Origin of the sequence: Brucella sp. NBRC 12950 (assembly GCF_030268145.1) — a bacterium.
Taxonomy (GTDB): domain Bacteria; phylum Pseudomonadota; class Alphaproteobacteria; order Rhizobiales; family Rhizobiaceae; genus Brucella.
In genome coordinates, this window is the sequence record NZ_BSQC01000002.1 from 480,152 (window position 1) to 504,742 (window position 24,591).

The window sequence follows — 24,591 nt, forward strand, 5'->3', positions numbered from 1 at the left end:
TCCGGCCCGGACTGATAATTGGCAATCATACTAAGTCCGGCAAAGTATGCAGGTGTCAACAATATTAATCCTCATCATGAAGAATACAGAGGAAGGTCGGTTACAATGGATATTAGTAATAAATAAAATAGTTTATTTTTAGAGACTTACGCTGAATCCTGCACGTAGAAAAGTAAAACAAAACAGGCGTGTGATGCTACAAAAATGCAGACGCACTTGATATCTAAAAGGCATCGATGATTCGTCGACTTAACCAAAGTTCAATTAGTTTTGCTCATCGAATGTCTTAATAGCTATTGAATGTAAAACGAATAGCGGTCACGTTTGCCACCCGTCTTCAATTAAAAGAGATGCCATGTCCGTCCAGCGCGCAAGTTTCTACATTCTTCTAGCTCTGGTCACTATAGCCTTCGCATGGCTGCTCATTCCGTATTATTCGGCTGTTCTCTGGGGAGTAATCCTCGCGCTTATCTTTTTTCCAGTACAGCAACGCCTTGTCCGACTGTTGCGTGGTCGCAGAAACATAGCAGCTTTTCTGTCGGTACTCATGTGTATCTGCCTTGTCATCATCCCGACACTGCTGATTTTTGGATCGCTTGTTCAGGAGGGAAACTCTCTCTATCAGCGTCTGAGTACGCGTGAATTTGATCTAAACAGCTACATTACGCGCATATTGGCGGCGCTTCCCGATACATTGGAAGAGTGGATGGTGCGCTTTGAACTCGGCACTTTCGCAGAATGGCGCACGCGTATTACCGGCGGTATTCTTCAAGGCAGTCAGATTTTTGCGAGCCGCCTTGTAAGTTTTGGTCAGAATACTCTGCAGTTTTTAATCAGCTTTGGCATCATGATCTACCTGCTTTTTTTCCTGTTCCGCGATGGCGCGGAACTGGGTGAGAAGATCCGTCAGGCAATCCCTCTCAGCGAAGATTACAAGAACCAGTTCGTCGAGAAGTTTGCTGCCGTCATTCGCGCCACCGTAAAAGGTAATATTATTATCGCACTCGTTCAGGGGACGATTGGCGGGGTTACGTTCTGGCTCCTTGGTATTGAGGCCGCGTTGCTGTGGGGTGTGATGATGACGATCTTCTCACTGCTCCCAGTTGTCGGCGCTTCCCTTGTGTGGGGACCTGCAGCCATATGGTTTGCAGTCAACGGTATGTGGGTCCAGACAATCATTCTGATACTGGTTGGCGTTTTGATAATTGGCCTGATCGACAATCTCTTGCGTCCGCCATTGGTTGGCAAAGGCACGCGTATGCCCGATTTTGTCGTGCTCATCTCGACGATCGGCGGCATTTCCCTGGTAGGGATCAATGGATTTGTCGTCGGCCCGATGATTGCAGCAATGTTCATTGCTGCCTGGTCGCTTCTAGCTCAAGAGCAAAACACGAAAATCCAGCCTCTGTCAGAATCAGATTAAAAATCTCAAACAATGCCGGGCTTAAAAACAAGAACGCCCACTGCACTGGGAGGAGGAGTGTGCAGCGGGCTGATCTGAAAAGCGCGACTGGGAGGAGGAGTGCCGCGCTTAGGGTTCAGTTTCTGGGAGGAGGAGTGAAACTGAACAAGCCCAAAATAGGTGCTAGGCTTGGCACTTACAAGAGGCGATACCGCAATGCAGTTATGCATTTACGAATAGCTTAAATAAAGAAACCGCCCCGCAGCGATATACGCGCTGGGGCGGCTCTATACTCCTCCAAGTGCGGCCGACAATAACGGCACTTAATCAAAAAGCAACCCCTTTATACGTACTTTCATTTTCAGTATTTACTGAAATTATTGCATGTAAAACCAACACTATTAAATAGCCATCAAGCTGTAACGGCAGCCACTTCGTCAATCATCATGTAATAAGAAATTTTTTAATAACCCTGTAAAAACTTACACGCCTGAGACTCACCTTTTAACTTTAACTAGTCGTGAAGGTGTTCAATTCTTTAATCGATTAAAGCGCTGCAATGCTTCACATTTCACAACCGTACGCATAGCCATGGCCACCATTATATAATTAAAGTTGACTCATTCCATCAGGATTAATATAGCCTCCCAATTAATATGAGTCTTTTTATCATCTTAATGGCATGGCGGTGAAAGCCAATACGGGGGTTGCAATGAAAATGAAGTCGAAGCGCGGCGGTTATCTGTTGGAAACGACGGTTTTAAGCGGGGCGATTGGTTTGAGTTTGTTGGCAGCAATGCCTGCTTTTGGACAAAATCTGAGACAAATCGCGACAGTTCAGAATCAGAAGGCGACGGAAGAAGCACAGCCAGCTCAAAAGAAAGAGCAAGCTCTTCAACTAGACACCATCACTATTTCGCCGACAATCCAGAACCAGGCTGCGATTGATGCAATGGCCTCGACCAGTGTCATTACACAACAGCAGCTCGATCGTATTCAGGCAACAACACCGGCCGACCTTTTCCGTTCGACACCGGGCGTACACGCATCTCTGAATGGCGATGACCCTGCAACATCCATTAACATTCGCGGCCTTCAGGAATATGGTCGGGTTGCGGTAACGATAGACGGTGCTCGTCAGGACTATTGGCGCGTCGGGCATGGCTCGGGTTCATTCTATATCGACCCTGAAATGCTTAAGCAGGTAACGGTCATCCGAGGACCGGTATCCAATGCATATGGTTCTGGTGGCATTGGCGGTCTCGTTGCTTTCGAAACCAAAGATGCAGGCGATTTCCTGCGCGATGATGAAACATGGGCGCTGAGCGAAAAGCTACGCTATGAAAGCAACGGCAATGGCTGGATGACCAGCACCGTCGGCGCCTATCGCTTCAACCCGAATTTCGATGTCATCGGTAATATCAACTATCGCGACAGTGATGCCTATAAGAATGGCGACGGCGATGTCGTGCGCTGGACTGGCGAACGCGTTGTCAGCGGGCTTGGCAAGATCACAATCCGTCCTGCAGATGGGCACGAAATAAAGCTTGGTTTCCAGCGTCAAAAATATAATGACATCATGACCGGCAGCAGTGGTTCCACTTCGAGCACGCTATCGCGTTATAATGCCGAAACCATCGTCAGCACTTACACGGGTAATTACACTTATAAGCCGGACGACAACCCATTCTGGGATCTGTCGGTCAACGCCTATTACAGTGATACGGATAACGATCAATATCAGGTCTGGCCGAAAGCCAATATCGGCAAGACGCGTTATTATGATGTCTCGACGGCAGGTTTCCGCGCTTACAACAGCTCACGTTTTGAAACCGGCGCTATGAGCCATACGCTCACCTATGGCGTGGATTACTATAAGATGCGTGGTGAATCCGACACCGACAACTTCGGTAATGGTGAACAGCAGGCCTATGGTGGCGTTGTTCAGTGGCAGGGCGATTATCAGAAGTGGCTCGAACTGATTGGCGCTTTGCGTTATGACGGATACCGTCTCGATGGCACGACCAAGGCAACGAATATTCTGCCCTCGGAAGAGGTCAACGTCGACGGCAATCGCGTTTCGCCACGCTTCAGCGTCGGTGTAACACCATGGGACGGCGTTCAGTTTTACGGTCTCTATTCCCAAGGTTATCGCGTTCCTCATATGCAGGATATGTTCAGGCAAAACGGCGCACATGGCTCGGGATATGAACCAAATCTGCTTCTCAAGCCCGAAGTCGCAACCTCCTATGAATTTGGGGTGAACTTGCGCCAAGACGGTATTCTGGATGCAGGCGATCAGGTTCGTGCCAAGCTCAATCTATTCCATACAGACGTCAAGAACTACATCAACACTGTGAAAACCGGGAACGTAACAACATCTGAAAACGTCGGCGCTGCACGCTTGCAGGGTATTGAGCTGGAAGGCACTTATGACAATTGGTGGGGCTATGTGAACCTGGCTGCTTCTTACACGGATGCCGAAATGAAAGACGGCGTTTACAAAGGAGAAAGCCTGAGCAACACGCCGCTCAACAATTTCAGTGCAACGCTTGGCCTCAAGGCATTTGAAGAGAAGCTCGTTTATGGTGTCGAATATCAGAGCGTCGGCAAGGTCAATCGCGCACTGACAACCGGTGGCGTCAAGGTTTACCCGCGTGTCGATCTCGTTAATGCCTTTGCCAACTGGCAAGTCACCGACAATGTGAAGCTCGACTTGGGCGTCGATAACCTCTTCAACAAAGCCTATACCGACGCCCAGACTGGTTGGGCGACGAGTACGGATATTGAGCAGGCAAAGGGGCGAACCTTCAAGATCGCTATCACAGGTCGCATTGGTGGCTGATCATGGGGCAGGCGAGGCTACAAATTGCTTCGTCTGCCAATCACTCATCTGAACGATAAAAGTTTTCCCGAATTCTCAAGTTTATGATAGTGAGATTCCAGAAAACATAGATTGAGAAAAGCCGTGTCCAAGATGTCATCAGCACTGACCTCCAAGCTGACAAGCCATTCCCATATTCGCCTTCTGAAAGGCGAAGCCTATCTGCCGAACATCATTGATCGGCTCAACTCTTATCAGGCGCAATATAACAGTCACGAAAGCCGCCACGAGTTCACTTATGAATTCGGTCGGATCGAGATTGATGCTGCTGATAGTGGCTATCGCGCTTCCTTGCTTGCAGAAGAAGACATCGGTCTGCATCGCCTTAAAGATCTCGCAGCCGTTGCCATCAAACTCTACACCAAGGAAGAAGCGCCGGAGATCGTTTGGCAAGGCGATCGTGCTGGTGAACAGGTTTTGCCGCAGTTCCGGTTGATGCGGGTAATTTCTACAAGTCTGTTGACGCCGCATATGCTGCGCGTGCGGCTAGCTGGTGAGGACTTGAAACGTTTTTCCCTCTTTGGGGCGATGCATATTCGTCTGCTGCTTCCCACGGAAGAAGTGCCACAGCCTATCTGGCCCATCATGGGACCAAATGGCTTGCCATTTTGGCCGGATGAACAACGCAGACCCGATTCGCGCGCTTATACAATTCGGGCTCTTGATATCGACGCTGGATGGCTTGAAATCGACTTCTATCTCCATGAAATAGAAGGCCTTGCCTGCAAATGGGCGAAAGGCGCGAAGATTGGCGATACGATTGGTCTGATGGGACCAGTCGGACGTCCGTTGCGCCGTGCAAGCCGTTATCTTATGGGCGCAGATGCAACTGGCTTGCCTGCTATTGGTCGAATGCTTGAAGAGTTTTCCTCAGACGTAACAGGTCGCGTCATCATTGCCGTCGATAGCGAAAAAGACGTTCAGCCTCTGCAGCACCCAAAAGGTATTTCTGTCGACTGGGTTATCGATGCGGATCAAAAGCGTGCGGGCGAAACGCTGACGCAAATTTTGTGCGAAGCTGAGTGGCCCGAAGGACCAGACAGTTTTGGCTGGTTTGCGGGTGAGGCTGATCAGGCTAAGATTGTTCGCCAACATTGGCGTCAGACACTGGGTAAAAGCCGCGAGGAAACGCTTGTTGCCGGTTACTGGCACAAGGATGCGGTTGGTTTTATGGCTGGGTAGGCCGAAAAAGCTGATTCCCAAAGAATGCTGACCCAAGAAGTCATAATAGCCTTCCACTCACGATAGGAATGCGCTAGGCACCCTACTAATTGTGAATGGAAGGAGCCATGCCATGGCGGATTTGTTGAAGCGCTTCGGCACATATTACCGCCCGCATCGCGGGTTGTTCATGCTGGATTTTTCGAGCGCCGTGGCAGCTGGTCTTTTGGAACTGGCCTTTCCAATTGCCGTAACTCTGTTCATCGATAGGCTTCTGCCCACTGGCCAGCTCGGCATTATTGCTCTGGCTGCAGTTGGGCTGCTTGCGATTTATGTCTTTAATGCCATTCTGCAAGTCATTGTGACCTATTGGGGTCACATGCTCGGCATCAAAATCGAAACCGAGATGCGTCGCAAGGCATTCGACCACCTGCAGAAGCTTTCATTTGGGTTCTTCGACAATCAAAAAACCGGACACTTGGTTGCGAGACTGACAAAGGATCTCGAAGAAATTGGGGAGGTCGCCCATCACGGACCGGAAGATCTCTTTATCGCTATAATGACGCTCATCGGCGCGTTTTGCCTGATGATGTGGGTTCATGTTCCACTTGCACTTATAACAGCTGTGATCGTACCGCTTTGCGCTTATGTGACGCTCCGTTATGGCGGACGGATGACCGCAACGTGGCACGCTCTCTATCGTCGTGTTGGTGACTTCAATGCCCGTATCGAAGAGAATGTCGGTGGCATTCGTGTGGTTCAAGCCTTCACGAACGAAGACCATGAACGCAAGCTGTTTGCTGAAAGCAATGAAAACTATCAGAAGACTAAGCTCGCTGCCTATAAGATCATGGCTGCTTCAATGTCATTGTCTTATCTATCAATGCGCTTCGTTCAGGTTGTGGTTATGCTGGCGGGTGCATGGTTTGTTGTGCAAGGCGATCTAACGGCTGGCGGTTTTGTTGGTTTCCTTCTGCTGGTCAACGTGTTCTTTCGCCCGATCGACAAGATCAACTCGGTCATTGAAACCTATCCGAAAGGTATTGCGGGCTTTCAGCGATACATCCAGTTTCTCGATACCCGCCCGGATATTGCTGATCGTCCGACAGCAAAATCGGTTGCGCGCCTCAAAGGCGACATCGAATATCGCGATGTGAAGTTTGGCTATAATTCCGAACGCCCGATTTTTGATGGTCTGAACATGAGCATCAACGCAGGTGAAACCATTGCTTTTGTTGGCTCCTCTGGGGCAGGCAAGACGACGATATGTTCACTGCTGCCGCGATTTTATGAAGTGACAGGCGGTGCCGTTCTCGTCGATGGCATTGACATTCGCGACATGACGCTGAAGTCGCTGCGCTCCAATATAGGCATTGTAAGCCAGGATGTTTTCCTGTTTGCAGGTACAATCCGCGAGAATATCGCCTATGGTCGCCTTGATGCGACGGATGAAGAAGTTGCCGATGCCGCTCGTCGCGCACGTCTCGACGCTGTAATTGCAGCTATGCCTGATGGCTACGATACGGTCATTGGCGAGCGCGGCGTCAAGCTCTCTGGAGGACAAAAGCAGCGTTTGGCAATTGCGCGTATTTTCCTGCGCAATCCACCAATCCTGATCCTTGATGAGGCAACTTCCGCGTTGGATACAGAAACTGAACGTGCAATTCAGCAATCGCTTTCAGAGCTTTCAGTGGGCCGTACAACGCTTGTGATCGCACACCGCCTGGCGACTATCGTCAATGCTGATCGTATCATGGTTGTCGAAGGCGGCCAGATCGTAGAGCAGGGCAGTCATTCGGAACTGTTGTCGGTTAAGAATGGTCGTTACAAGCGTCTTCATGCGGTACAGGCGGGTTCTACTAGCGATGGAATTCTTTCCGCGGCTGGATAAAGCTTGGACTTTGATCCGTTACAGTCATCGGGGGCTTGCTCTCGACGTGAATAGACCTATTGTTTCCTCACCAACCAGTCTTGAAACAAGCCATGCCCGATATCGAGATCAAACGTATTTATGACGAACCGCAGCCGAATGATGGTTTTCGGATTTTGGCCGATCGCGTTTGGCCACGCGGGATGACAAAAGAAAAAGCTGCAATTGATCTTTGGGCCAAAGACTTGGCCCCTTCAACAGAGCTTCGAAAGTGGTTCGACCATGATATTGCCAAGTGGCCTGAGTTTCAGGAAAAATATCGCGACGAGCTGAAAGCCAATCAAGCGGAAATTCAAGAAGCCCTCACAAAAGCCTCTGGTGCACGCCTCACTTTGCTTTTTGGTGCGAAAGATGTCGAGCACAATCAGGCGGTCGTATTACGTGACTTTCTAATGGAGCAATCCTGAATTATTTTATTAGAAAAGAAGCTTATCTATTTATAAAAGCGCAAATAAATAGCGCCCACGATGAATAAATAGTGGGCGCTAATATATATAAAGCTCAACCTTTTTGGGGCTTATCCGACCTTTACCACTTGGTATGGACTTTGAGCAAAGCCTTACGGCCTTCGCCATAGCCACAAACATAAACGCCCTGGCAGCCAGCTACATAGTCTTTGTCGAAAAGATTTGTGACGTTGAGATCAATGCCCCAATTGTCCTTTTCATAGCCGAGCTTCAGGTCGGCCAAAGTCACGGCAGGCACCTTAAGCGTGTTCTGGGCATCGGCATAAGAAGAGCCGACATAGCGAATACCGCCTCCAAGCTTGACGCCTTCAAGTACGCCTTCCGGAACTTTATATTCCACGAATACGGAGGCCTGCTGTTCTGGCAGAAGATATGGGCGCTTGCCGATGAGCGATGTGTCGTCGTCGTCTTTCACTGTCAGATCATAAGCCGTCAACGCTCCCGTCAGCCTCCATGATTCATTGATATTGGCCTGTACCTCGAACTCAAAGCCCCGGGAGTTTACGCGTCCCAGCTGGCTCTTGTTACCGAATGGGCCGGTCACGACATTTTCTTTGGTGAGATCAAAGAATGATGCAGTGATGAGACCGTCGAAAAGTTCGGGGCGATATTTTACGCCGACTTCGTACTGAATACCGGTTTCAGGTTTGGCTGGCGTAATGACGATGTTCGGGGCATCGCCAATTCGATATAGCTCATCCAGCACCGGGTTGAAGAATGATGAGACGCTCACATAGGGCGTGAGACCATTTTCAAACTCGTAGCCAATACCTGCGCGACCTGAGAAGCGATCATTATGGTCCTTGTAGTGCGGCAAGCCCTTCGCGTTTGTCGTCACATAATCATAACGACCATTCAGCGTAACGATCCAGCCGTCGCCAAATTCCATACGATCCTGTGCATAGATACCAAACTGGTTCCGGCTCAGATCCTGATCGATATATGGATCGCGCATCGTAGGCTGCGTAGCGCCATATACCGGATCAAAGGGGTTGATTAGCGTGCCATCACCAGACTGCTGCATCTGGTCGATACCAAAATAACGATACTCAGCACCAAATAGAAGATTGTGAGTCAAGGCGCCAGTTATAACTGTGCCTTCGAGCTGGTTGTCTGCCTGAAATGTATTGATTGTCGTATCGTGCTTGAAATTGATGCGTGACACATATGGATTTCCAGGCGTAGGTTGCGCAAGGAAACCATCATATCCGAATGCGTAAAGGCTATGTTCCTTCACATGCGCATAGCCGTAACGAACATTCTGGCGAACAGTCCAATCATTGTCGAACTGGTGTTCGAACTCATAACCGATTTGCACCTGCTCGCGGTTATAATCATCCAGGCCCGGCTCTGTCAGATTGGTCTTGCGCGAAATCTTACCGAATTCGGTTGGAACAACGGTGCCATAATAGGGTAGGAAGCCACCGCCATCATGTGTCAGATCAAGATGGCTATAGCTCGCCAAAATAGTAAGGCTGGTCGATTCATCCGGCTTGTATTGAATACTCGGCGAAATGACGCCCCGGAATTCCTTGGAATAATCCGTGTAGTTGTCGCCGCCCTGAATCTTGCCGTTAATACGGTAATTAACGGTATCTGTTGCCTTATCGCCGATATCGAAGCCAAGGTAGCCATTGCCGTAGCTGTTAATGCCAGCCTCAAGATAACGCGTGCGCTCGCCATCAGGACGTTTGCTGATATAGTTGACGATACCGCCGGGGTTGGAGCCGCCATAAAGCGCCGAAGAAGCCCCCCGTAGAACTTCAATACGCTCAAGTCCGAAGTCATCGATCAGGAAGCCACCGAAGCCATAGCTGAAGTTCTGCAAACCATCGAGATAGGTGCCGTACTGGGTTGCTTCAAAGCCGCGAATATATATCCAGTTTGTATCGTTATCGACGCCAAACGGCTGCCCCATGACCCCAGCGGTATAACGCAGCGCTTCATCGATTTTCTGTGCGCCTGTCGCATTCATCTGGTCACGACCAACAACTGCAACAGACTGCGGGATCTTTTCAATCGCAACACTATCTTTGGAGCCTGTTGTTGTAGCTTGGGGAACAAAGCCCTGAACAGGTGCAGTTCCATCGGAAGGCTTACCGTCGCCAGTCTGTACGACCACCGTATCAAGACGGATTGAAGTGTTGGCGTCCTGTGCCGCAGCAGGCATCAGCGAAATTGGCAAAACGGCTAGAGCCGTTCCGCTGGCAAGCAGCACCTTAAGCGTCAGCTTCATTGATCTCGTCATGTAATCAGCCCCTCAAATAATCTGGAGAGTGCTTGCTTCAAACGAATGGCTTTTCTGATCGCAAGAAGCTGCTGGCACTATAATTGCGCCGATCGTTCGACGCAGCAAATTAATATGAGTGTTTACATCAGGATATGGCGTGAAGATTGATCGTTATTACGCCTAATTGAATGATATTTCGCTAATATACTGGGCCTCTATCAGGCCTGCAAACGCAGCCAGGCTGCAGGCGTAGTCCCTGTCAACTTCTTGAATACGCGCGTAAAATGCGCCTGATCCGAAAACCCGGTAATCATGGCAATATGCGGCAATGATGCACGGGGCTGCAAAAGAAACCCCTGCGCACGCTCAATACGTCGCTTCATTTGCCATGCATGAGGGGAGATTCCGGTCGAAGCTTTGAATGCGCTGCAGAAATAAGATTCTGAAAGCTCAGCCAGCGATGCGAGCTCCTGAAGACGGATGATCCGGTGATAATTATCTTCGATGAAATCTGTAACGCGGCGCAACTGCCATGGTGACAGTTTGCTACTTCGCGATGGAACATCCCGGCGGACATCGAACAATTCGCTGACAAGCGCGTTGATAAGACCTTCACCATAAAGATCGTGAAGCGGTTCGGGTGAAAGGCATTCATCCGCCAACAAGGATCCGATCTGCTGAATCTTTGAGTTTGAGAAGAGGAGACGAGGACGCTCCAAATTACTTTTACTTAGCGCACCTCCAAGTCGTTGTTGAAGGACAGTCGTATCCAGATGCAGGTCGAGATGTCGTAGTTTTCCGGGTCGCGTGACACGGCTCCAGATCGTCATTCCTGCCGGAATATAGCAAAGTCGTGGCTGTTCGGTGTTTTGCACGATTGTGCGATCATTTTGCTCAGGCCGGATCGCAAGTTCCCCACGACTTTCAAGCACCAGAAAAAGCCGCGGTGCCTGCGAGACATACTCACCCCGCGCTCCAGGACCACATTCGACCGTCCACACATCTGCAATCGCGCCATTCCAGACACGATAATGAAGATCGTCCAGCAAACGGACGTCCTCAATGCGGCTTGTCATATGCGGATGGAAGCCCAATAGCATTTTCCTGATTAAGCAATTTTAATATGTATATCTTCGTCAGGTTTTGCTATCAACCGGCGAAATGCTGCTTAAATGCAGAGCTGCTATCCGAAAACGGGATAAATTGATGACGTCCGCATTGTTTGAACTTGAGAATGTCAGCTTCGCTGTACCAGGGCGCACTTTGCTGCAGCCCCTGACAATGTCGATCCAAGCGGCAAGCCTAACAGCGCTCATTGGTCATAACGGATCGGGCAAGTCCACCTTGCTGAAAATTCTGGCGCGACAGCATCCGGCATCAGGCGGGATGGTGCGCTTTGCAGGCAAGCCATTGAATGAGTGGGGCGACCGTGAGTTTGCTCGCAAGCTCGCCTATCTGCCTCAGCAAACAGCTTCGGCATCCGGCATGCTAGTAAAAGAGTTGGTAGCGCTTGGTCGATACCCATGGCATGGCGCTCTTGGTCGCTTCGGAACCGTTGACCGCCAAAAGGTTGAAGAAGCCATCGATCTCACAGGAATCGCACCTTTCGCCGACCGTATGGTCGATACGCTTTCAGGGGGCGAACGGCAGCGCGTATGGCTTGCCATGCTGGTTGCACAAGATGCCGAATGCCTGTTGCTCGACGAACCAACATCAGCTTTGGATATCGCGCATCAGATTGAAGTGCTTTCACTTGTGCAGAAACTATCGCACGACAAAAAACTAAGTGTGTTTGTTGTCCTTCACGACGTCAACATGGCTTCCCGTTTCTGTGACGCAGTGTTTGCGCTGCATAGCGGTCGTCTTATCGCGCAGTCGACGCCAACCGGTATTATGGTGCCAGAACAGCTCGAAGAGATTTACGGCATTCCGATGGATGTCATGCGGCATGCGTCGACAGGACATTTGATTGCCGCACCGAGATAATCAGCTAAATATTCAAGCTTCGGACTTGTAGTCTGCACGGTTTATCCCGTGTCGTTGCATTTTGTCATAGAATGTTTTGCGCGGAATACCGAGAGATTCCAGTGTCTGCTGAACATCGCCTTTATGCTCTGCGAGGGTTTCACGGATCAGTGAAGCTTCGTAACGCTCAAGCCGTTTTGGCAGCGTAGCTTGATCGTCCAGAACAGGAACTGTCTTCACAGGTGTCATAACACCAAGAGAAAATCGCTCGGCAAAATGCACGAGTTCTCGAACATTGCCAGGCCAGTTGTGTTCCATCAGATGGCGATGTGTAGCGGCATCGAGAACTGGAATGTCCCGATTAAAACGTCGAGCTGCGCGCGCCAAAAAATGTGAGAAGAGCAGGGGAATATCTTCACGCCTTTCCCGTAGTGGTGGAATCGTCAGCGTAACCACGTTCAGCCGATAATAAAGGTCTTCGCGAAAATCACCCCGTTGCTGAGGATCGCCGAGATCGATCTTTGCAGCCGCTACAACACGAAGATTGACCGGACGGACTTCATTGGTACCAAGAGGCGTGATCTCACGCATTTCCAGAACCCGCAGAAGTTTCACCTGAGTTGCCGCAGGCATACTTTCGATTTCATCAAGAAAGAGAGTACCGCCACTCGCGTGTTCGATGCGCCCGACGCGCTTTTTCTGCGCTCCAGTGAAAGCTCCTGCCTCATGACCGAACAGCTCGCTTTCAATGACGGTTTCAGGTAGAGCACCGCAATTAAGCGCAACGAAGTTTCCTTTTTTTCTGCGGCCCCAATCATGCAGTAACTGAGCGACGACTTCTTTGCCGCTGCCGGTTTCTCCTGCAATGAGCACATCGACATCCGTATCAGCGATATCTCGGATCGTGCGGCGCAGATTTTCAATTGCTGGCGTCTGGCCGATCAGTGGCATGTCGTTCTGTGCTTCATCCGCCAAATGGCGTAGGCTGCGATTTTCCAGAACAAGTTTTCGGCGCTCACCCGCACGCAACACACTATGAACCAGTCTGTCGGTTGCAAAAGGCTTGGCGATAAAGTCGTAGGCACCATTCTGAATGGCCCGGACGGCCATTGGAATGTCGCCATGACCAGTAATCAAGATGACCGGTAAATCGGCGTCGATTTCGCGGATTCGGGCAAAAAGCTCCAAGCCGTCGATCTGCGGCATACGCACATCTGTAACGATCACACCTTCGAATGAGGAGTTGATTGCATTTAGCGCCTCGCTGGCGCTGCCAAAATCCAGCACTTCATAACCCGCCAGCTCCAATGTTTGTCTGGTTGCTCGGCGTAATGCTTTGTCGTCATCGACGAGTATGACCGGAATATTCATCATGCTTTCTTAAATTCCACACGGAATAGAGTGCCATTCGCACTGCTTTTTACTGAAATCTTGCTACCATAATCGGTTAGAATTTCCTTGGCGATCACCAGTCCAAGCCCAAGGCCTCTTTCCTTGGATGTATTGAATGGCGTGAATAGATTATCGAGAATATGCTGCGGAATGCCCGGACCATTATCAGAAACCGTGAGTAAAACACTCTCCGAAAGAGCTTTTGTTCGGACTTCTATGCGTCCATCATCTCCTTTGTTTTCAACTGCTTCCAGCGCATTCTGAAACAGATTTATGAGAACCTGCTCAAGTCTGATCGAATGACCGAAAACACAAAGATCTGGCGCGGGAAGCTCGATATCTAGCTGATCCATACTTCCTGAAAAGCGACTGCGCAAAAGGACAATTGCCCCTGAAATCACCTGAGCTAGCGGCACTCGTTCTGAAGCACGATGTCCTTTACGTGCAAAGGCGCGAAGATCACCGGTGATCGTACCAATACGTTCGGTAAGAGCGGCGATTTCCGAAAGGTTTTCCGCCGCATCATCCAGTCGTTTGCGATCAAGAAACGTCCGTGCATTATCGGCATAAGCGCGGATTGTCGCGACGGGCTGGTTGATTTCATGTGCAACGCCAGCAGCAACTTGTCCCATAATCGCCAAGCGGTTTGCATGTACCAGATCCTGCTGTACGCCTTGCAACATGCCTTCGGTTTTATGGTGCTCGTTTATCTCGGACTCCAGTCGGTCGCGCGCTGCAATGAGATCAAGCGTTCGCTCCGCTACACGTTGTTCGAGTTCAATTTGTCGGCGTTGCGCATCGGCAATACGTGCAACAACACGCTGGCGGCGGCGTAGCAGAATACCGGCCAGAGTAGCAATACTCGCCAAAATAATGAAAGCGATAAGGCGTGCCTCACGTATTGCCGCGTCTACAGGCTGCCTGATCGGCGCGAGGCTATACATTAGCCAAGGTGTGCTTGGAACGTGCGAGCGGATTGCCAGAAAATCTGTGCTCCTTGCCGACCCCGGCAGAATAGCATCAACTAGCACCATATCGTCTCCCGCCACAGGCTTTAGCGAAAGCGGCAGAGGTTTAAGAGGCGCGTCACCAAACTGTAGACTGTTGCGAATGGTTTCAACTATTTGAGACCGAAGCTCACCAATGGTCATAAACCGCCATGAGGGGATGGTGGTGATCAGCACTATACTTCGATTATCTGTAACGAAAGTCGGGCGGCCAGTTTCATTCCAATCGCTTTCCAGCTGATCGAACGACAGTTTCACCACAACAACACCAAGTGGCCCATTTGGCCCATCCACACGACGCGAAATATAAAGGCCAGGCCGCAAGCTGACATTACCAAGCGCAAAATATTCGGCATTCGTGTTCTTCAAAGCGTCGTTGAAATAAGGCCTGAACTTATAATCATTACCGACAAAGCTGTCCGGCTCGCGCCAGTTACTAGCGGAGATTGCATAGCCATGAAGACCAACAAGATAGATCACCGCTGCTTGTGTGCCTTCAGCAAGCGCCTCTAGCTTTCGGTTGAGCTGATCGATGGCCACAGCACTCGGCATTGCAAGCGCGTCGGCAAGCTCTTTGTCTTTGGAAAGAACCAGAGGCAGCGCTCGTTGTTTCTCAAGAACGGTTCGCAGGAGGGCCGTATTCAGATTTGCATCGATCCGGGTCTGCTCACCCAGTGAAAGCAATGCGCGATCACGCGCAGCATCGCCCACAATCCAGAAAGCGAGTGCAAAAACAACTGCACAAAATGCGCCAAATACCCACCATGTCCGGCGGTTATTGGTGGGAGGCGGATTTGCTTCAATTGTAGAAACAGACGCTTCTTTCATGGCGTCAATTGTGCATTATTTCACACTGCATGAAAAGCAATATGTGCGATAATTCGCACAATTAAGCAGAAATTCGTCCCAATTAATTGCTAATATATAATTTTTTCAGACACTTAAATCCAAAGGCGGGAACTGGCACGCAGCTTGCAGATCATTTTGTCAACAGCAGCGGAAGCTGTTGAACGACAGGCGAATGGCTCGGGAGGCCGGATGAGATCCGGACTGAGCCGAATGGAGGACATCATGATTTCCGTACAGTCAGGCGCTGTGGCCGAGCCACGCCGTCCAATTCCTTTATATAAACACCTCTACGTGCAGGTTCTGGTAGCCATTGCTGCCGGTATTCTTCTCGGCCATTTTTACCCAGAGCTTGGCACGCAGCTAAAGCCGTTAGGTGACGCTTTCATCAAGCTGGTGAAGATGATCATTGCGCCGGTAATTTTCCTGACCGTCGCGACCGGTATCGCTGGCATGACTGACATGAAGAAGGTGGGACGCGTGGCCGGTAAAGCCATGATCTATTTCCTCGCGTTTTCGACGCTCGCTTTGATCATTGGCCTCATCGTTGCCAATGTTGTGCAGCCGGGCGCCGGAATGCACATCGATCCTTCCTCGCTCGATCCGAAGGCGGTTGCAAACTACGCCGAAAAAGCTCATGAACAGACGATTACCGGCTTTCTGAGCAACATAATCCCAACCACCATCGTTGGAGCCTTCGCGTCTGGCGATATCCTTCAGGTTCTTTTCTTCTCGGTCCTGTTTGGTATTTCGCTCGCCATGGTTGGCGATAAAGGCAAGCCAGTCACCGACTTCCTACAAATGCTCACAGCACCTGTCTTCAAGCTGGTTTCGATCCTGATGAAGGCGGCTCCGATTGGTGCCTTCGGTGCCATGGCTTTCACTATCGGCAAATATGGTATCGGCTCGATTGCCAATCTGGCCTTGCTGATCGCGACGTTCTACATCACAGCTCTGCTATTTGTTCTGTTCGTGCTTGGCGCGGTCGCACGCTATAACGGCTTCTCAATCGTGGCGCTCATTCGCTACATTAAAGAAGAGCTCCTGCTTGTGCTTGGCACTTCATCGTCAGAAGCTGCTTTGCCGAGCCTTATGGACAAGATGGAAAAAGCGGGCTGTAAGCGCTCGGTCGTGGGCCTTGTCATTCCAACTGGCTATTCGTTCAACCTTGATGGCACGAATATCTATATGACGCTTGCCGCACTGTTCATCGCACAGGCAACGGATATCCCGCTTTCGCTTAGTGATCAGATCCTGCTGCTTCTCGTAGCAATGCTTAGCTCGAAGGGCGCCGCTGGTATCACAGGCGCAGGCTTCATCACGCTTGCTGCAACTCTTTCGGTTGTTCCGGCAGTACCAGTCGCAGGTATGGCGTTGATCCTTGGCATTGATCGCTTCATGTCGGAATGCCGTGCATTGACCAATCTCGTCGGCAATGCCGTTGCAACCATCGTTGTTGCGCGTTGGGAAAACGAACTCGACACCGACATGCTGGCTGCAGCGATGAAGGGCGATGTGCTCGACGTTCAGGGCACACCGGTTCTCGAACCGGCGGAATAACTGGGCTGATCTACTTTCTCAGGCAACCGGAACGGCCCGCTTTTGGCGGGCCGTTTTGTTTATTTGTTATGTTCGGCAGCCCTGCCCTGAGTGATGAGGCGCGCACTGTGCTGCCCGGATATAAATGTCCAGAGCCAACTCCAGGCAACCGCTGCGCGACTACGCGTGCCGATCAGGAAGAAGATATGGGCGATGCCCCATACCCACCAGGCAATTGTGCCTTTAAGCCTGATCCGCCCCATATCAACCACGGCAGCACCTCGACCAATAGTCGCAAGATTGCCCTGATGGCGGTAACGAAACGGCGCTGGAGCAATACTACCCGAAACGCGACTGCGAACAACCTTTGCAATATAAGCGCCTTGCTGTTTTGCGGCGGGCGCAATACCCGGGACGGGCTTTCCGTCAGGTCCCTCAACCAAGGCTGTATCGCCAATCGCAAAGATATTCTCGTGCCCCGGCACCGTAAGATCGGAAAGCACGCGAACGCGGCCCGCTCGATCGCTTTCCGCTCCAAGCCATGAAGCTGCAGGCGATGCAGCGACACCTGCAGCCCAGATAGCTGTTTTGCAGGGAATAAACTCTTCGCCAACGGTGACGCCATCTTCGGTGATCTCCTTGACTGGTATGCCGAGGCGCACTTCTACGCCGATCTTCTGAAGAGCATTTTGAGCGTAAGTCGATAGGTCTTCTGGAAATGCAGCCAAAATGCGTGGCCCTGCCTCCACAAGCAGCACACGCGCCTCACGCGTATCTATATTGCGGAACTCAGGCCACATTGTCTGCTTGGCCAGCTCTGCGATAATGCCTGCCAGCTCAACGCCAGTTGGTCCCCCACCAACTACCGAGAAAGTAAGCAGTGCCTGCCGTCTCTCCGGATCTGTTTCGCGCTCTGCGCGTTCGAAAGCCAGAAGCAAGCGGCGGCGAATGGTCGTAGCGTCCTCCAGCGCTTTAAGACCGGGTGCCAGCTTTTCCCATTGATCATTGCCGAAATAGGCGTGCCGTGCGCCGGTGGCCAAGACGAGCGTGTCATAGTCAATCTTCGTGCCGTCTTCTAGCCGCACCTGTTTTGCGGATGCATCGACGCCCACGACAGTGCCAAGCAATGTCGTCACTTCCTTACGATCACGGAAAAGATGGCGAATCGGCCAGGCAATTTCCGACGTAGCAAGGATCGTTGTAGCAACTTGATAAAGCAGCGGCTGAAAAAGATGATGATTGCGTTGATCGACAAGGGTTATGCGAACATTCGCACCTTTAAGATCATGAATTAATTGCAGGCCTCCGAAGCCTGCACCAACGACGAGGATATGGGGGGTATCCGGTCCGTTCATTGAAGTTATACCACCTAAGGTTGGCGTGAACCCGAGTCACGCTTTTCGTACGATAGTTGCACTTCGCAAACTAACGTTATCAGGCAGATGGTAAAGAGCCTAACGGCAAAGTGACATTAATTCTTGACGAAATACTTCAAGATTATTGTCATCGAATGTGCTTTCGAGTTTCGCATGGGCTGATGTCCAAATAGGAACAGCTGATGCGAGAACCGTTTGTCCTTCAGAGGTAAGCAAAAGAAGGCGTTGGCGGCGATCGTCGGGATTTATGATAATCTCCACCCAGCCATTGCGCTGCAAAGGCTTCAATGCTGCGGTGAGGGTAGTTTGATCCATAGCCAATAGTTCCGCCACCGGCTTCATAGGCGGCGGGCTAGGGCGGTTTAATGCCATCAGAAGCGAAAACTGGCCATTGTTGAGACCAGAAGAGCGGAGTTCCTCATCAAAATAGCGGGCAAGCGCACGTGCTGCACGCTGAACATGCAAACAAAGACAGGAATCACGCACAAGAAGCGTGGTTTCAAATGGAACAGCGCGACTATCTGGCATTGCTTAGTAATGTTGATATCAATCTATTTCGTCAAGACAGATAGTGAGCAGCTTCATTAACCCGCATCCGAAAACTGTTAAACGGTTTTCAGACAAAGATGCGCATTAAACAGACGCCTAGAGCAAGAATTTGATCCAATCGCACCAATGTTCCGAGATCCGAAGTTTTCAGGCGCAATCTGAATTACCGCTTAAAAATCATCACCATGATGCATGTGACGAAGGTAAGCGAAAGCAGTTCCGGCCAGAACCGGCAGAATGACAAGCGCCATCCAAAATATAATGTTGCTCATTTCTCCCTCCCTTTACCAACAGTTTACCATACAGGCGGATAAAAGAAAAACGCGTAATGCGAAGGCTTGTTCCACGGATGCAAAAGACCGTTCTTTTCGTCTTGAGGACGCACTTTAAACCGCAGCAACTTTGCGCGTTAAATTGTTAGAATAAAATTCCATCACAGCCGAGTTACATGCATTCAAAGACTATTGCCAGGATGCCGGAGTTTGAGTAGAAGTAGCACCACATCAAGAGTTGGGGCGACGCCCAACGCCAACCTGCCTTTCCGGGCAAGGTGGTACTTCCTAAAATGGAAGGATGTGGCCAACCGGCAAATATACGGATCAAGCCACACGCGTCTGCTCTGACATAACGAAGGACTGACGCGACATGCCTATTAAAATTCCTGACGATCTGCCCGCAACCAGTGTCCTCGAAGCAGAAGGCGTTATGGTCATGCGTGAGGCAGATGCTGTTCGTCAGGATATCAGGCCGTTGAAAATCGGCCTTCTCAATCTCATGCCAAATAAGGTCACCACGGAGACGCAGATTGCGCGTCTTCTGGGTTCAACTCCGTTGCAGCTGGAATTGACGCTTGTTCGCATTACCAATCACGTAGCGCGTCATACACCTGCAGATCACATGCTTTCTTTCTATCGACCTTGGGAAGAGGTGCGGGACGAACGTTTCGACGGCTTTGTGATCACCGGTGCACCAGTCGAGCGTATGGCGTTTGAAGACGTGACATATTGGGACGAAATGCAGCGTGTCTTCGATTGGACGCAGACCCATGTTCATCGGTCGCTCAATATCTGCTGGGCAGCGCAAGCGGCCGTACATCATTTCCATAACATGAGCAAATATGATCTACCCGCTAAAGCGTCAGGCGTTTACAGCCAGCAAAACCTCGCTCCAGCATCGCCTTACCTCCGCGGGTTTTCAGACGACTTTGCAATTCCCGTTTCCCGCTGGACAGAAGTACGAAAAGACGACATCCCAGCGGATAGCGATCTGAAGGTTCTCGTCGATAGCCCTGAAAGTGGCCTTTGCTTGCTGGAAGACCCAAAGCACCGAGCGCTTCATATGTTCAATCACGTTGAATACGATACAACGTCGCTTGCTGATGAATATTTCCGTGATATCCAGCTGCAACCAGATACACCCGTGCCAGCCAACTATTTCCCGAACAACGATGCAAGCCGCAAGCCACAGAACTGCTGGCGAGGCCATGCACATCTACTTTTCGGTAACTGGATCAATGAGATGTATCAATCGACGCCATATGATCTGTCAAAGATTGGCAAGTCTGATTGAACCTACGAGAATTAATAAATCGCTATAAAACAGAATATTAGAGCGCTAATCTAATTTATCAGATCAGCGCTCTCTCGATTTTTACACTCGCAGATTAGCTTGCGAAGCGTCCGATCCACTGGTGCCACTGGTCTTCACTTCCGTGAAAGACATTGAGATCAATCTTGCCGTTTACGCCCTGCGACAAGCCTGAGCCAGAATACTGCCAGAAAACCCAGCGACGCCCCGGATAGACCTTGGATGGATGTTGCGCCACAGCACGCAGCCAGAACGGATAATCTGTGAACGCACCCTTCAAATTATCATCGTAAAAATCCGGTGCGGTGTAGATAACCGGACGCTTGCCATAATGGCGCTCAAGCGCATCCATGAAGACCTGCATCTTTTCTCGCACTTGAGCTGGCGATGGACGACGCTTGCAAGACGAGTCGCCGTTCCATTCAACGTCGATGACCGGCGGCAACGCATCTGGATCAACCGGCACGTTGCGAATGAACCAATCAGCCTGCTGACTGGCCACGCGGCACCAATAGAAGAAGTGATACGCACCACGCTTCAGCCCTGCAGCTTTGGCCTCACGCCAGTTCTTACGGAACATTGGATCAAGATGATCGCCACCATCGGTCGCTTTGATATAGGCAAAATTTGCTCCGTTCTGTCGCAACGTTGCCCAGTCAATGTCTCCCTGCCAACGCGAGACATCCACGCCATGCACTGCATGTCTGCGCGGCGAAACACTACCAAAATTGATCGGTTTCGCATCGCGGAAGCGCTGGCTATAGACCTTATTGCGCGTTTGGCGATCTAGGCGAACAGATGGGTAAGCCGCGACTTCCGGCTTGGGAACCGAGATTGGAGCCTCCACATGCTGCTCTGGGCGCTGCGTCAATGGTGCAGGCGGCTCGTTTTTAAATGGGCCAGCATCAGGAACGGGACCAGCCCAGGCAAGAACTTCATCATGGGGTGCGGATGGCATCGATTGCGGTGCTCTCGCCACGTCTGTCAAAGGCGCAGAAGGTCTGACAACCGAGCTGGTCAATTCCGCAGACGGCTGAGACATGACACTGTCGATGCCGGAGCTAGACGTGCAACCCGCCAAAGCGGTGCAGGCAAGGGCAATTGCTGACACAACCGAAAAACGCATGATACCCATACACAAAAATCAGGCGCTCCACAACCAAACCAAAACTGGCTGCAGAAAAGCCATCGACCAACACCCGCAACGCTCCTCCCGAGCTATTTGCTAACCAAAGATTACTGCCAAAAGCTGAATCCAAAGTTTACGAAATGCTTAAGAGACCTGACAATGATGATTTCTGTCTTTTGTTGCGCAGATAACTTTTACGGCCTGTTTCAGGCACGCTTCGCTGGAAGATCAAAATCTTGCGGAAAGAATTGTCCTGCATATGGCTTCGGCTTGACGCTCTCAACCTGAAGCATCAGCTCAGCGATCTTTTCGGGGCTTGAAATACCGCATTCATAAATTTGGATAATTTCCCGCGACATCTCATCCTTTTGCGGAGAAGTAATCGGGCAGCGACCAAGAACTTCGCACGTCTTGAGATAAGCCGCCTGCAACTGTTCGAGCTCAGCGGGTTTGAAACGCTTAAAATAATAGTCTCTCGAAAACGGCATATTGTTTCATTCGCAGTTTGGTCGTGATTGACCGGATTTCATAACCTGTGATGATACTTTTCAAAGCATGTCTTTAGTAAGACTGAACACGTTACTATCATACTTAGGGATAGTTTACATTCAGTAACTGTTTTCAACTACGCACGATTTCTACTCGCGCTGCGATAGCAGCGATTTTTTCAGGATCGTATTCGCCGGATTCATAGATTCTGATGATCGCACGGGCGAGTTCATTTTTCGCCTCATGGGTTGTCGGGCAGCGGTCTAACATGGCACAGCTGCGGTGATAGGCGGCTTGCAGAACTTGCAAGTCATCGGGATTGAACGTCCCGCGGTATTCGCTGCCCCGAAATGGCATTTTTTCTCTCCCCAGCCTGCTGATTGAAGCTCGATTTTAAGAGGAAAGCAACTGCATTTTGATGGCGAGGTGATATACCAGATTTCGGAGGAGAGCGGCCGACTTCAAACCTTAACAAGGCAGGGCGTGGTCGCTATAAACTAAAGTAAAAGCTGAATTAAAAAGGATAAGATAGTGAAAATCGGCGTCGTTACCATCTCAGACCGCGCAAGCCGCGGAGAATATGAAGATTTGAGCGGCCCTGCTATCGAAAACTGGCTAAAAACCGCGATTGTAACACCATTTGAAATTGTTAAACGCGTTATCCCAGATGGCTTGGAATCCGTGCGCGATACGCTGATCGAACTTGCGGATAATATTGGTTGCGATTTGGTTCTTACCACAGGCGGAACCGGCCCGAGCCCCCGCGATGAAACACCAGAAGCGATGAAAGCTGTGCTGCATAAGGAATTACCCGGTTTTGGCGAACAAATGCGTCGAGCAAGTCTTGAACAGACGCCAACCGCCATTCTTTCGCGTCAGACTGCCGGCAGTCGTGGAAAAAGCTTCATTCTCAATCTTCCCGGTAAACCAACCTCGATCGCCATGACATTGCATGCCGTCTTTCCTGCTGTTCCATATTGCCTTGATTTGATTGGCGCAGGTTACATAGAGACCAATCAGTCCGTTGTTATAGCGCATCGTCCGAAATAAGTCCTGCGGTCTTGCTTTCAGTGCGTCAATGCAAATGCGCAACCCAGCTTTGCGCATTTGCATGAATTGCACACTTGCATTTCCCTGATTTGAAGCTGAGTATTGGTGAAAAAGAAGGGGACCTAAGTGAAGCCATTCGACGAGATGCTCAACCATGGCGGGAGTGTTCGCCAACCTTACGAATTTCTCAAGCAGTGGTTAGACCAGCAGGATCAGCATAAACTTCAGCAAAAAACACATGATGCGGAAAGTGTTTTTCGAAAGACCGGCATCACGTTTGCGGTCTATGGCGATCAGGACGCTGCGGAACGCCTTATTCCGTTCGATATCATTCCGCGTATCATTTCCGGTCAGGAATGGCGAAGACTTTCGCAAGGTATTGAACAGCGCGTGATGGCGCTCAATGCCTTCCTCGATGATATTTATCATCGCCAAGAGATTGTCCGGGCAGGGCGCATCCCGAAGGAACTCATCACGAATAACGAGGCATTTCTGCCTGAGATGATCGGATTCCGTCCGCCTGGCAATGTTTATACACATATCATCGGTGTCGATATCGTCCGGACTGGTGAGAACCAGTTTTACGTGCTGGAAGACAATGCGCGCACGCCCTCCGGGGTTTCCTACATGTTAGAAAACCGTGAAACCATGATGCAGCTATTTCCTGAGCTGTTTCAGAACGTGAAGGTTCGTCCGGTCGAGAACTATCCGCAATTGCTGCGGCAGTCATTGGCAAGCGTTGCACCGCCCGGAACGCAAGGCGTGCCCACCGTTGCAGTCCTCACACCTGGTATTTACAACTCAGCCTATTTCGAACACGCGTTTCTTGCCGATCAGATGGGTGTCGAGCTTGTCGAGGGTAGTGATCTTCGTGTGGTGGATGGTCGTGTCGCCATGCGGACAACAAAGGGTTATCGGACGATAGACGTACTTTACAGGCGCGTTGATGATGACTTCCTCGATCCGTTAACGTTCCGTCCGGATTCAACTCTTGGGGTCGCGGGCATCATGGATGTCTATCGTGCTGGCAATATAACAATTGCCAATGCTCCTGGGACAGGGATCGCAGATGACAAGGCGATTTATTCCTATATGCCCGAAATCATTGAATTCTATACGGGTCGTAAAGCGATCCTTGAAAATGTACCCACATGGCGTTGTTCGGAACCTGAAAGTCTTGCCTACGTACTGGATAACTTGGCAGACCTCGTGGTGAAGGAAGTGCACGGCTCCGGCGGTTACGGAATGTTGGTGGGGCCTGCGGCAACTAAAACCGAGCGCAAGGCGTTTGCGGAAAAACTGATGGCACGTCCACGCAACTATATCGCACAGCCAACGTTGGCCCTCTCAACAACGCCAATCTTTACCGAAAGTGGCCTGGCTCCACGTCACGTCGATTTGCGTCCTTTCGTTCTGGTGTCAGACCGTATCCGGATCACGCCTGGCGGGCTGACACGGGTTGCACTCAAAGAAGGTTCGCTTGTCGTGAATTCCAGCCAGGGTGGCGGCACCAAGGATACTTGGGTACTCGACGATTAAAACACATAGCACGCAGCAACTGACACTAAGATCAGAGCGTGAAAAGGGG

At 50.5% G+C, this 24,591-nt stretch carries 19 protein-coding genes and 1 riboswitch; of the genes, 10 read left to right on the forward strand and 9 right to left on the reverse strand.

The features are described 5' to 3' along the window. The first annotated feature begins 355 nt into the window (after positions 1 to 355). From QSJ70_RS05185 to QSJ70_RS05205, 5 genes are all read left to right on the forward strand, one after another. The gene (locus QSJ70_RS05185; protein ID WP_285535053.1) at positions 356 to 1,423 is read left to right on the forward strand and encodes an AI-2E family transporter; all 1,068 of its coding nucleotides are present in this window, start codon (positions 356 to 358) and stop codon (positions 1,421 to 1,423) included. Positions 1,424 to 2,114: 691 nt separating this feature from the next. Beyond that, a complete protein-coding gene (locus QSJ70_RS05190; RefSeq protein WP_285535054.1) occupies positions 2,115 to 4,247 on the forward strand; it encodes a TonB-dependent hemoglobin/transferrin/lactoferrin family receptor in 2,133 nt (710 codons plus the stop codon). 132 nt (positions 4,248 to 4,379) lie between these two features. Next, positions 4,380 to 5,468 carry a siderophore-interacting protein gene (locus QSJ70_RS05195; RefSeq protein ID WP_285535099.1) on the forward strand — a complete coding sequence of 363 codons (1,089 nt, stop codon included), beginning with the start codon at positions 4,380 to 4,382 and terminating at the stop codon, positions 5,466 to 5,468. Positions 5,469 to 5,580: 112 nt separating this feature from the next. After that, a complete protein-coding gene (locus QSJ70_RS05200; protein ID WP_285535055.1) occupies positions 5,581 to 7,338 on the forward strand; it encodes an ABC transporter ATP-binding protein in 1,758 nt (585 codons plus the stop codon). A 92-nt stretch (positions 7,339 to 7,430) separates the two neighbouring features. After that, the gene (locus QSJ70_RS05205; RefSeq protein WP_285535056.1) at positions 7,431 to 7,784 is read left to right on the forward strand and encodes a DUF488 domain-containing protein; all 354 of its coding nucleotides are present in this window, start codon (positions 7,431 to 7,433) and stop codon (positions 7,782 to 7,784) included. 121 nt (positions 7,785 to 7,905) lie between these two features. On the opposite strand, the gene QSJ70_RS05210 is transcribed toward QSJ70_RS05205, so the two are convergent. Both QSJ70_RS05210 and QSJ70_RS05215 read right to left on the reverse strand, forming a co-directional pair. After that, positions 7,906 to 10,092, reverse strand: coding sequence for a TonB-dependent siderophore receptor (locus tag QSJ70_RS05210; RefSeq protein ID WP_285535057.1), 2,187 nt, complete (start codon positions 10,090 to 10,092; stop codon positions 7,906 to 7,908). A gap of 200 nt (positions 10,093 to 10,292) precedes the next feature. Continuing rightward, positions 10,293 to 11,168 carry a helix-turn-helix transcriptional regulator gene (locus QSJ70_RS05215; protein ID WP_285535058.1) on the reverse strand — a complete coding sequence of 292 codons (876 nt, stop codon included), beginning with the start codon at positions 11,166 to 11,168 and terminating at the stop codon, positions 10,293 to 10,295. Between the two features lie 112 nt (positions 11,169 to 11,280). Between QSJ70_RS05215 and QSJ70_RS05220 the strand changes: the two genes are divergently transcribed. Continuing rightward, the gene (locus QSJ70_RS05220; protein ID WP_285535059.1) at positions 11,281 to 12,060 is read left to right on the forward strand and encodes an ATP-binding cassette domain-containing protein; all 780 of its coding nucleotides are present in this window, start codon (positions 11,281 to 11,283) and stop codon (positions 12,058 to 12,060) included. Between the two features lie 12 nt (positions 12,061 to 12,072). On the opposite strand, the gene QSJ70_RS05225 is transcribed toward QSJ70_RS05220, so the two are convergent. Beyond that, entirely contained in the window at positions 12,073 to 13,413 is a 1,341-nt protein-coding gene (locus QSJ70_RS05225) for a sigma-54-dependent transcriptional regulator (RefSeq protein WP_285535060.1), read from the reverse strand. After that, the gene (locus QSJ70_RS05230) at positions 13,410 to 15,266 is read right to left on the reverse strand and encodes a sensor histidine kinase (RefSeq protein WP_285535061.1); all 1,857 of its coding nucleotides are present in this window, start codon (positions 15,264 to 15,266) and stop codon (positions 13,410 to 13,412) included. Before QSJ70_RS05230 ends, QSJ70_RS05225 begins: the two co-directional genes overlap by 4 nt. 243 nt (positions 15,267 to 15,509) lie before the next feature. Here QSJ70_RS05230 and QSJ70_RS05235 point away from each other — a divergent pair, with 243 nt between their 5' ends. Next, on the forward strand, positions 15,510 to 16,844 hold the full coding sequence (locus QSJ70_RS05235; protein WP_285535062.1) for a dicarboxylate/amino acid:cation symporter: 1,335 nt from the start codon (positions 15,510 to 15,512) through the stop codon (positions 16,842 to 16,844). Positions 16,845 to 16,903: 59 nt separating this feature from the next. On the opposite strand, the gene QSJ70_RS05240 is transcribed toward QSJ70_RS05235, so the two are convergent. Continuing rightward, positions 16,904 to 18,178 carry an NAD(P)/FAD-dependent oxidoreductase gene (locus tag QSJ70_RS05240; protein ID WP_285535063.1) on the reverse strand — a complete coding sequence of 425 codons (1,275 nt, stop codon included), beginning with the start codon at positions 18,176 to 18,178 and terminating at the stop codon, positions 16,904 to 16,906. Between the two features lie 99 nt (positions 18,179 to 18,277). Beyond that, on the reverse strand, positions 18,278 to 18,727 hold the full coding sequence (locus QSJ70_RS05245) for a MarR family winged helix-turn-helix transcriptional regulator (RefSeq protein WP_285535064.1): 450 nt from the start codon (positions 18,725 to 18,727) through the stop codon (positions 18,278 to 18,280). 516 nt (positions 18,728 to 19,243) lie between these two features. Continuing rightward, positions 19,244 to 19,352, forward strand: a riboswitch (SAM-I-IV-variant riboswitch). A gap of 41 nt (positions 19,353 to 19,393) precedes the next feature. Between QSJ70_RS05245 and QSJ70_RS05250 the strand changes: the two genes are divergently transcribed. Further along, entirely contained in the window at positions 19,394 to 20,317 is a 924-nt protein-coding gene (locus QSJ70_RS05250) for a homoserine O-succinyltransferase (protein WP_285535065.1), read from the forward strand. 94 nt (positions 20,318 to 20,411) lie between these two features. On the opposite strand, the gene QSJ70_RS05255 is transcribed toward QSJ70_RS05250, so the two are convergent. The 3 genes from QSJ70_RS05255 to QSJ70_RS05265 all read right to left on the reverse strand — a co-directional run bounded on the left by QSJ70_RS05255 (position 20,412) and on the right by QSJ70_RS05265 (position 22,310). After that, positions 20,412 to 21,461 carry a GH25 family lysozyme gene (locus QSJ70_RS05255; RefSeq protein WP_215778905.1) on the reverse strand — a complete coding sequence of 350 codons (1,050 nt, stop codon included), beginning with the start codon at positions 21,459 to 21,461 and terminating at the stop codon, positions 20,412 to 20,414. A 209-nt stretch (positions 21,462 to 21,670) separates the two neighbouring features. After that, entirely contained in the window at positions 21,671 to 21,952 is a 282-nt protein-coding gene (locus tag QSJ70_RS05260) for a hypothetical protein (protein WP_215778903.1), read from the reverse strand. A gap of 133 nt (positions 21,953 to 22,085) precedes the next feature. Next, complete coding sequence (locus QSJ70_RS05265; RefSeq protein ID WP_215778902.1) at positions 22,086 to 22,310, reverse strand: hypothetical protein; 225 nt, start codon at positions 22,308 to 22,310, stop codon at positions 22,086 to 22,088. Positions 22,311 to 22,484: 174 nt separating this feature from the next. On the opposite strand from QSJ70_RS05265, the gene mog reads away from it, so the two are divergent. After that, positions 22,485 to 23,003, forward strand: coding sequence for a molybdopterin adenylyltransferase (gene mog, locus QSJ70_RS05270; RefSeq protein ID WP_215778901.1), 519 nt, complete (start codon positions 22,485 to 22,487; stop codon positions 23,001 to 23,003). Positions 23,004 to 23,129: 126 nt separating this feature from the next. Continuing rightward, positions 23,130 to 24,542: a circularly permuted type 2 ATP-grasp protein gene (locus QSJ70_RS05275; protein ID WP_285535066.1), complete on the forward strand. Its 1,413-nt coding sequence runs from the start codon at positions 23,130 to 23,132 to the stop codon at positions 24,540 to 24,542. Positions 24,543 to 24,591 lie beyond the last annotated feature (49 nt).

Excerpts from the sequence above, each read along its gene's own strand:
- QSJ70_RS05225 (WP_285535060.1), bottom strand. The coding sequence starts at position 13,413 with ATGATGAATATTCCGGTCATACTCGTCGATGACGACAAAGCATTACGC.
- QSJ70_RS05240 (WP_285535063.1), bottom strand. The coding sequence starts at position 18,178 with ATGAACGGACCGGATACCCCCCATATCCTCGTCGTTGGTGCAGGCTTC.
- QSJ70_RS05265 (WP_215778902.1), bottom strand. The coding sequence starts at position 22,310 with ATGCCATTTCGGGGCAGCGAATACCGCGGGACGTTCAATCCCGATGAC.
- QSJ70_RS05255 (WP_215778905.1), bottom strand. The coding sequence starts at position 21,461 with ATGCGTTTTTCGGTTGTGTCAGCAATTGCCCTTGCCTGCACCGCTTTG.
- QSJ70_RS05235 (WP_285535062.1), top strand. The coding sequence starts at position 15,510 with ATGATTTCCGTACAGTCAGGCGCTGTGGCCGAGCCACGCCGTCCAATT.
- QSJ70_RS05250 (WP_285535065.1), top strand. The coding sequence starts at position 19,394 with ATGCCTATTAAAATTCCTGACGATCTGCCCGCAACCAGTGTCCTCGAA.
- QSJ70_RS05190 (WP_285535054.1), top strand. The coding sequence starts at position 2,115 with ATGAAAATGAAGTCGAAGCGCGGCGGTTATCTGTTGGAAACGACGGTT.
- QSJ70_RS05245 (WP_285535064.1), bottom strand. The coding sequence starts at position 18,727 with ATGCCAGATAGTCGCGCTGTTCCATTTGAAACCACGCTTCTTGTGCGT.
- QSJ70_RS05230 (WP_285535061.1), bottom strand. The coding sequence starts at position 15,266 with ATGAAAGAAGCGTCTGTTTCTACAATTGAAGCAAATCCGCCTCCCACC.
- QSJ70_RS05195 (WP_285535099.1), top strand. The coding sequence starts at position 4,380 with ATGTCATCAGCACTGACCTCCAAGCTGACAAGCCATTCCCATATTCGC.
- QSJ70_RS05200 (WP_285535055.1), top strand. The coding sequence starts at position 5,581 with ATGGCGGATTTGTTGAAGCGCTTCGGCACATATTACCGCCCGCATCGC.
- QSJ70_RS05205 (WP_285535056.1), top strand. The coding sequence starts at position 7,431 with ATGCCCGATATCGAGATCAAACGTATTTATGACGAACCGCAGCCGAAT.
- QSJ70_RS05185 (WP_285535053.1), top strand. The coding sequence starts at position 356 with ATGTCCGTCCAGCGCGCAAGTTTCTACATTCTTCTAGCTCTGGTCACT.
- QSJ70_RS05220 (WP_285535059.1), top strand. The coding sequence starts at position 11,281 with ATGACGTCCGCATTGTTTGAACTTGAGAATGTCAGCTTCGCTGTACCA.
- QSJ70_RS05210 (WP_285535057.1), bottom strand. The coding sequence starts at position 10,092 with ATGACGAGATCAATGAAGCTGACGCTTAAGGTGCTGCTTGCCAGCGGA.
- QSJ70_RS05260 (WP_215778903.1), bottom strand. The coding sequence starts at position 21,952 with ATGCCGTTTTCGAGAGACTATTATTTTAAGCGTTTCAAACCCGCTGAG.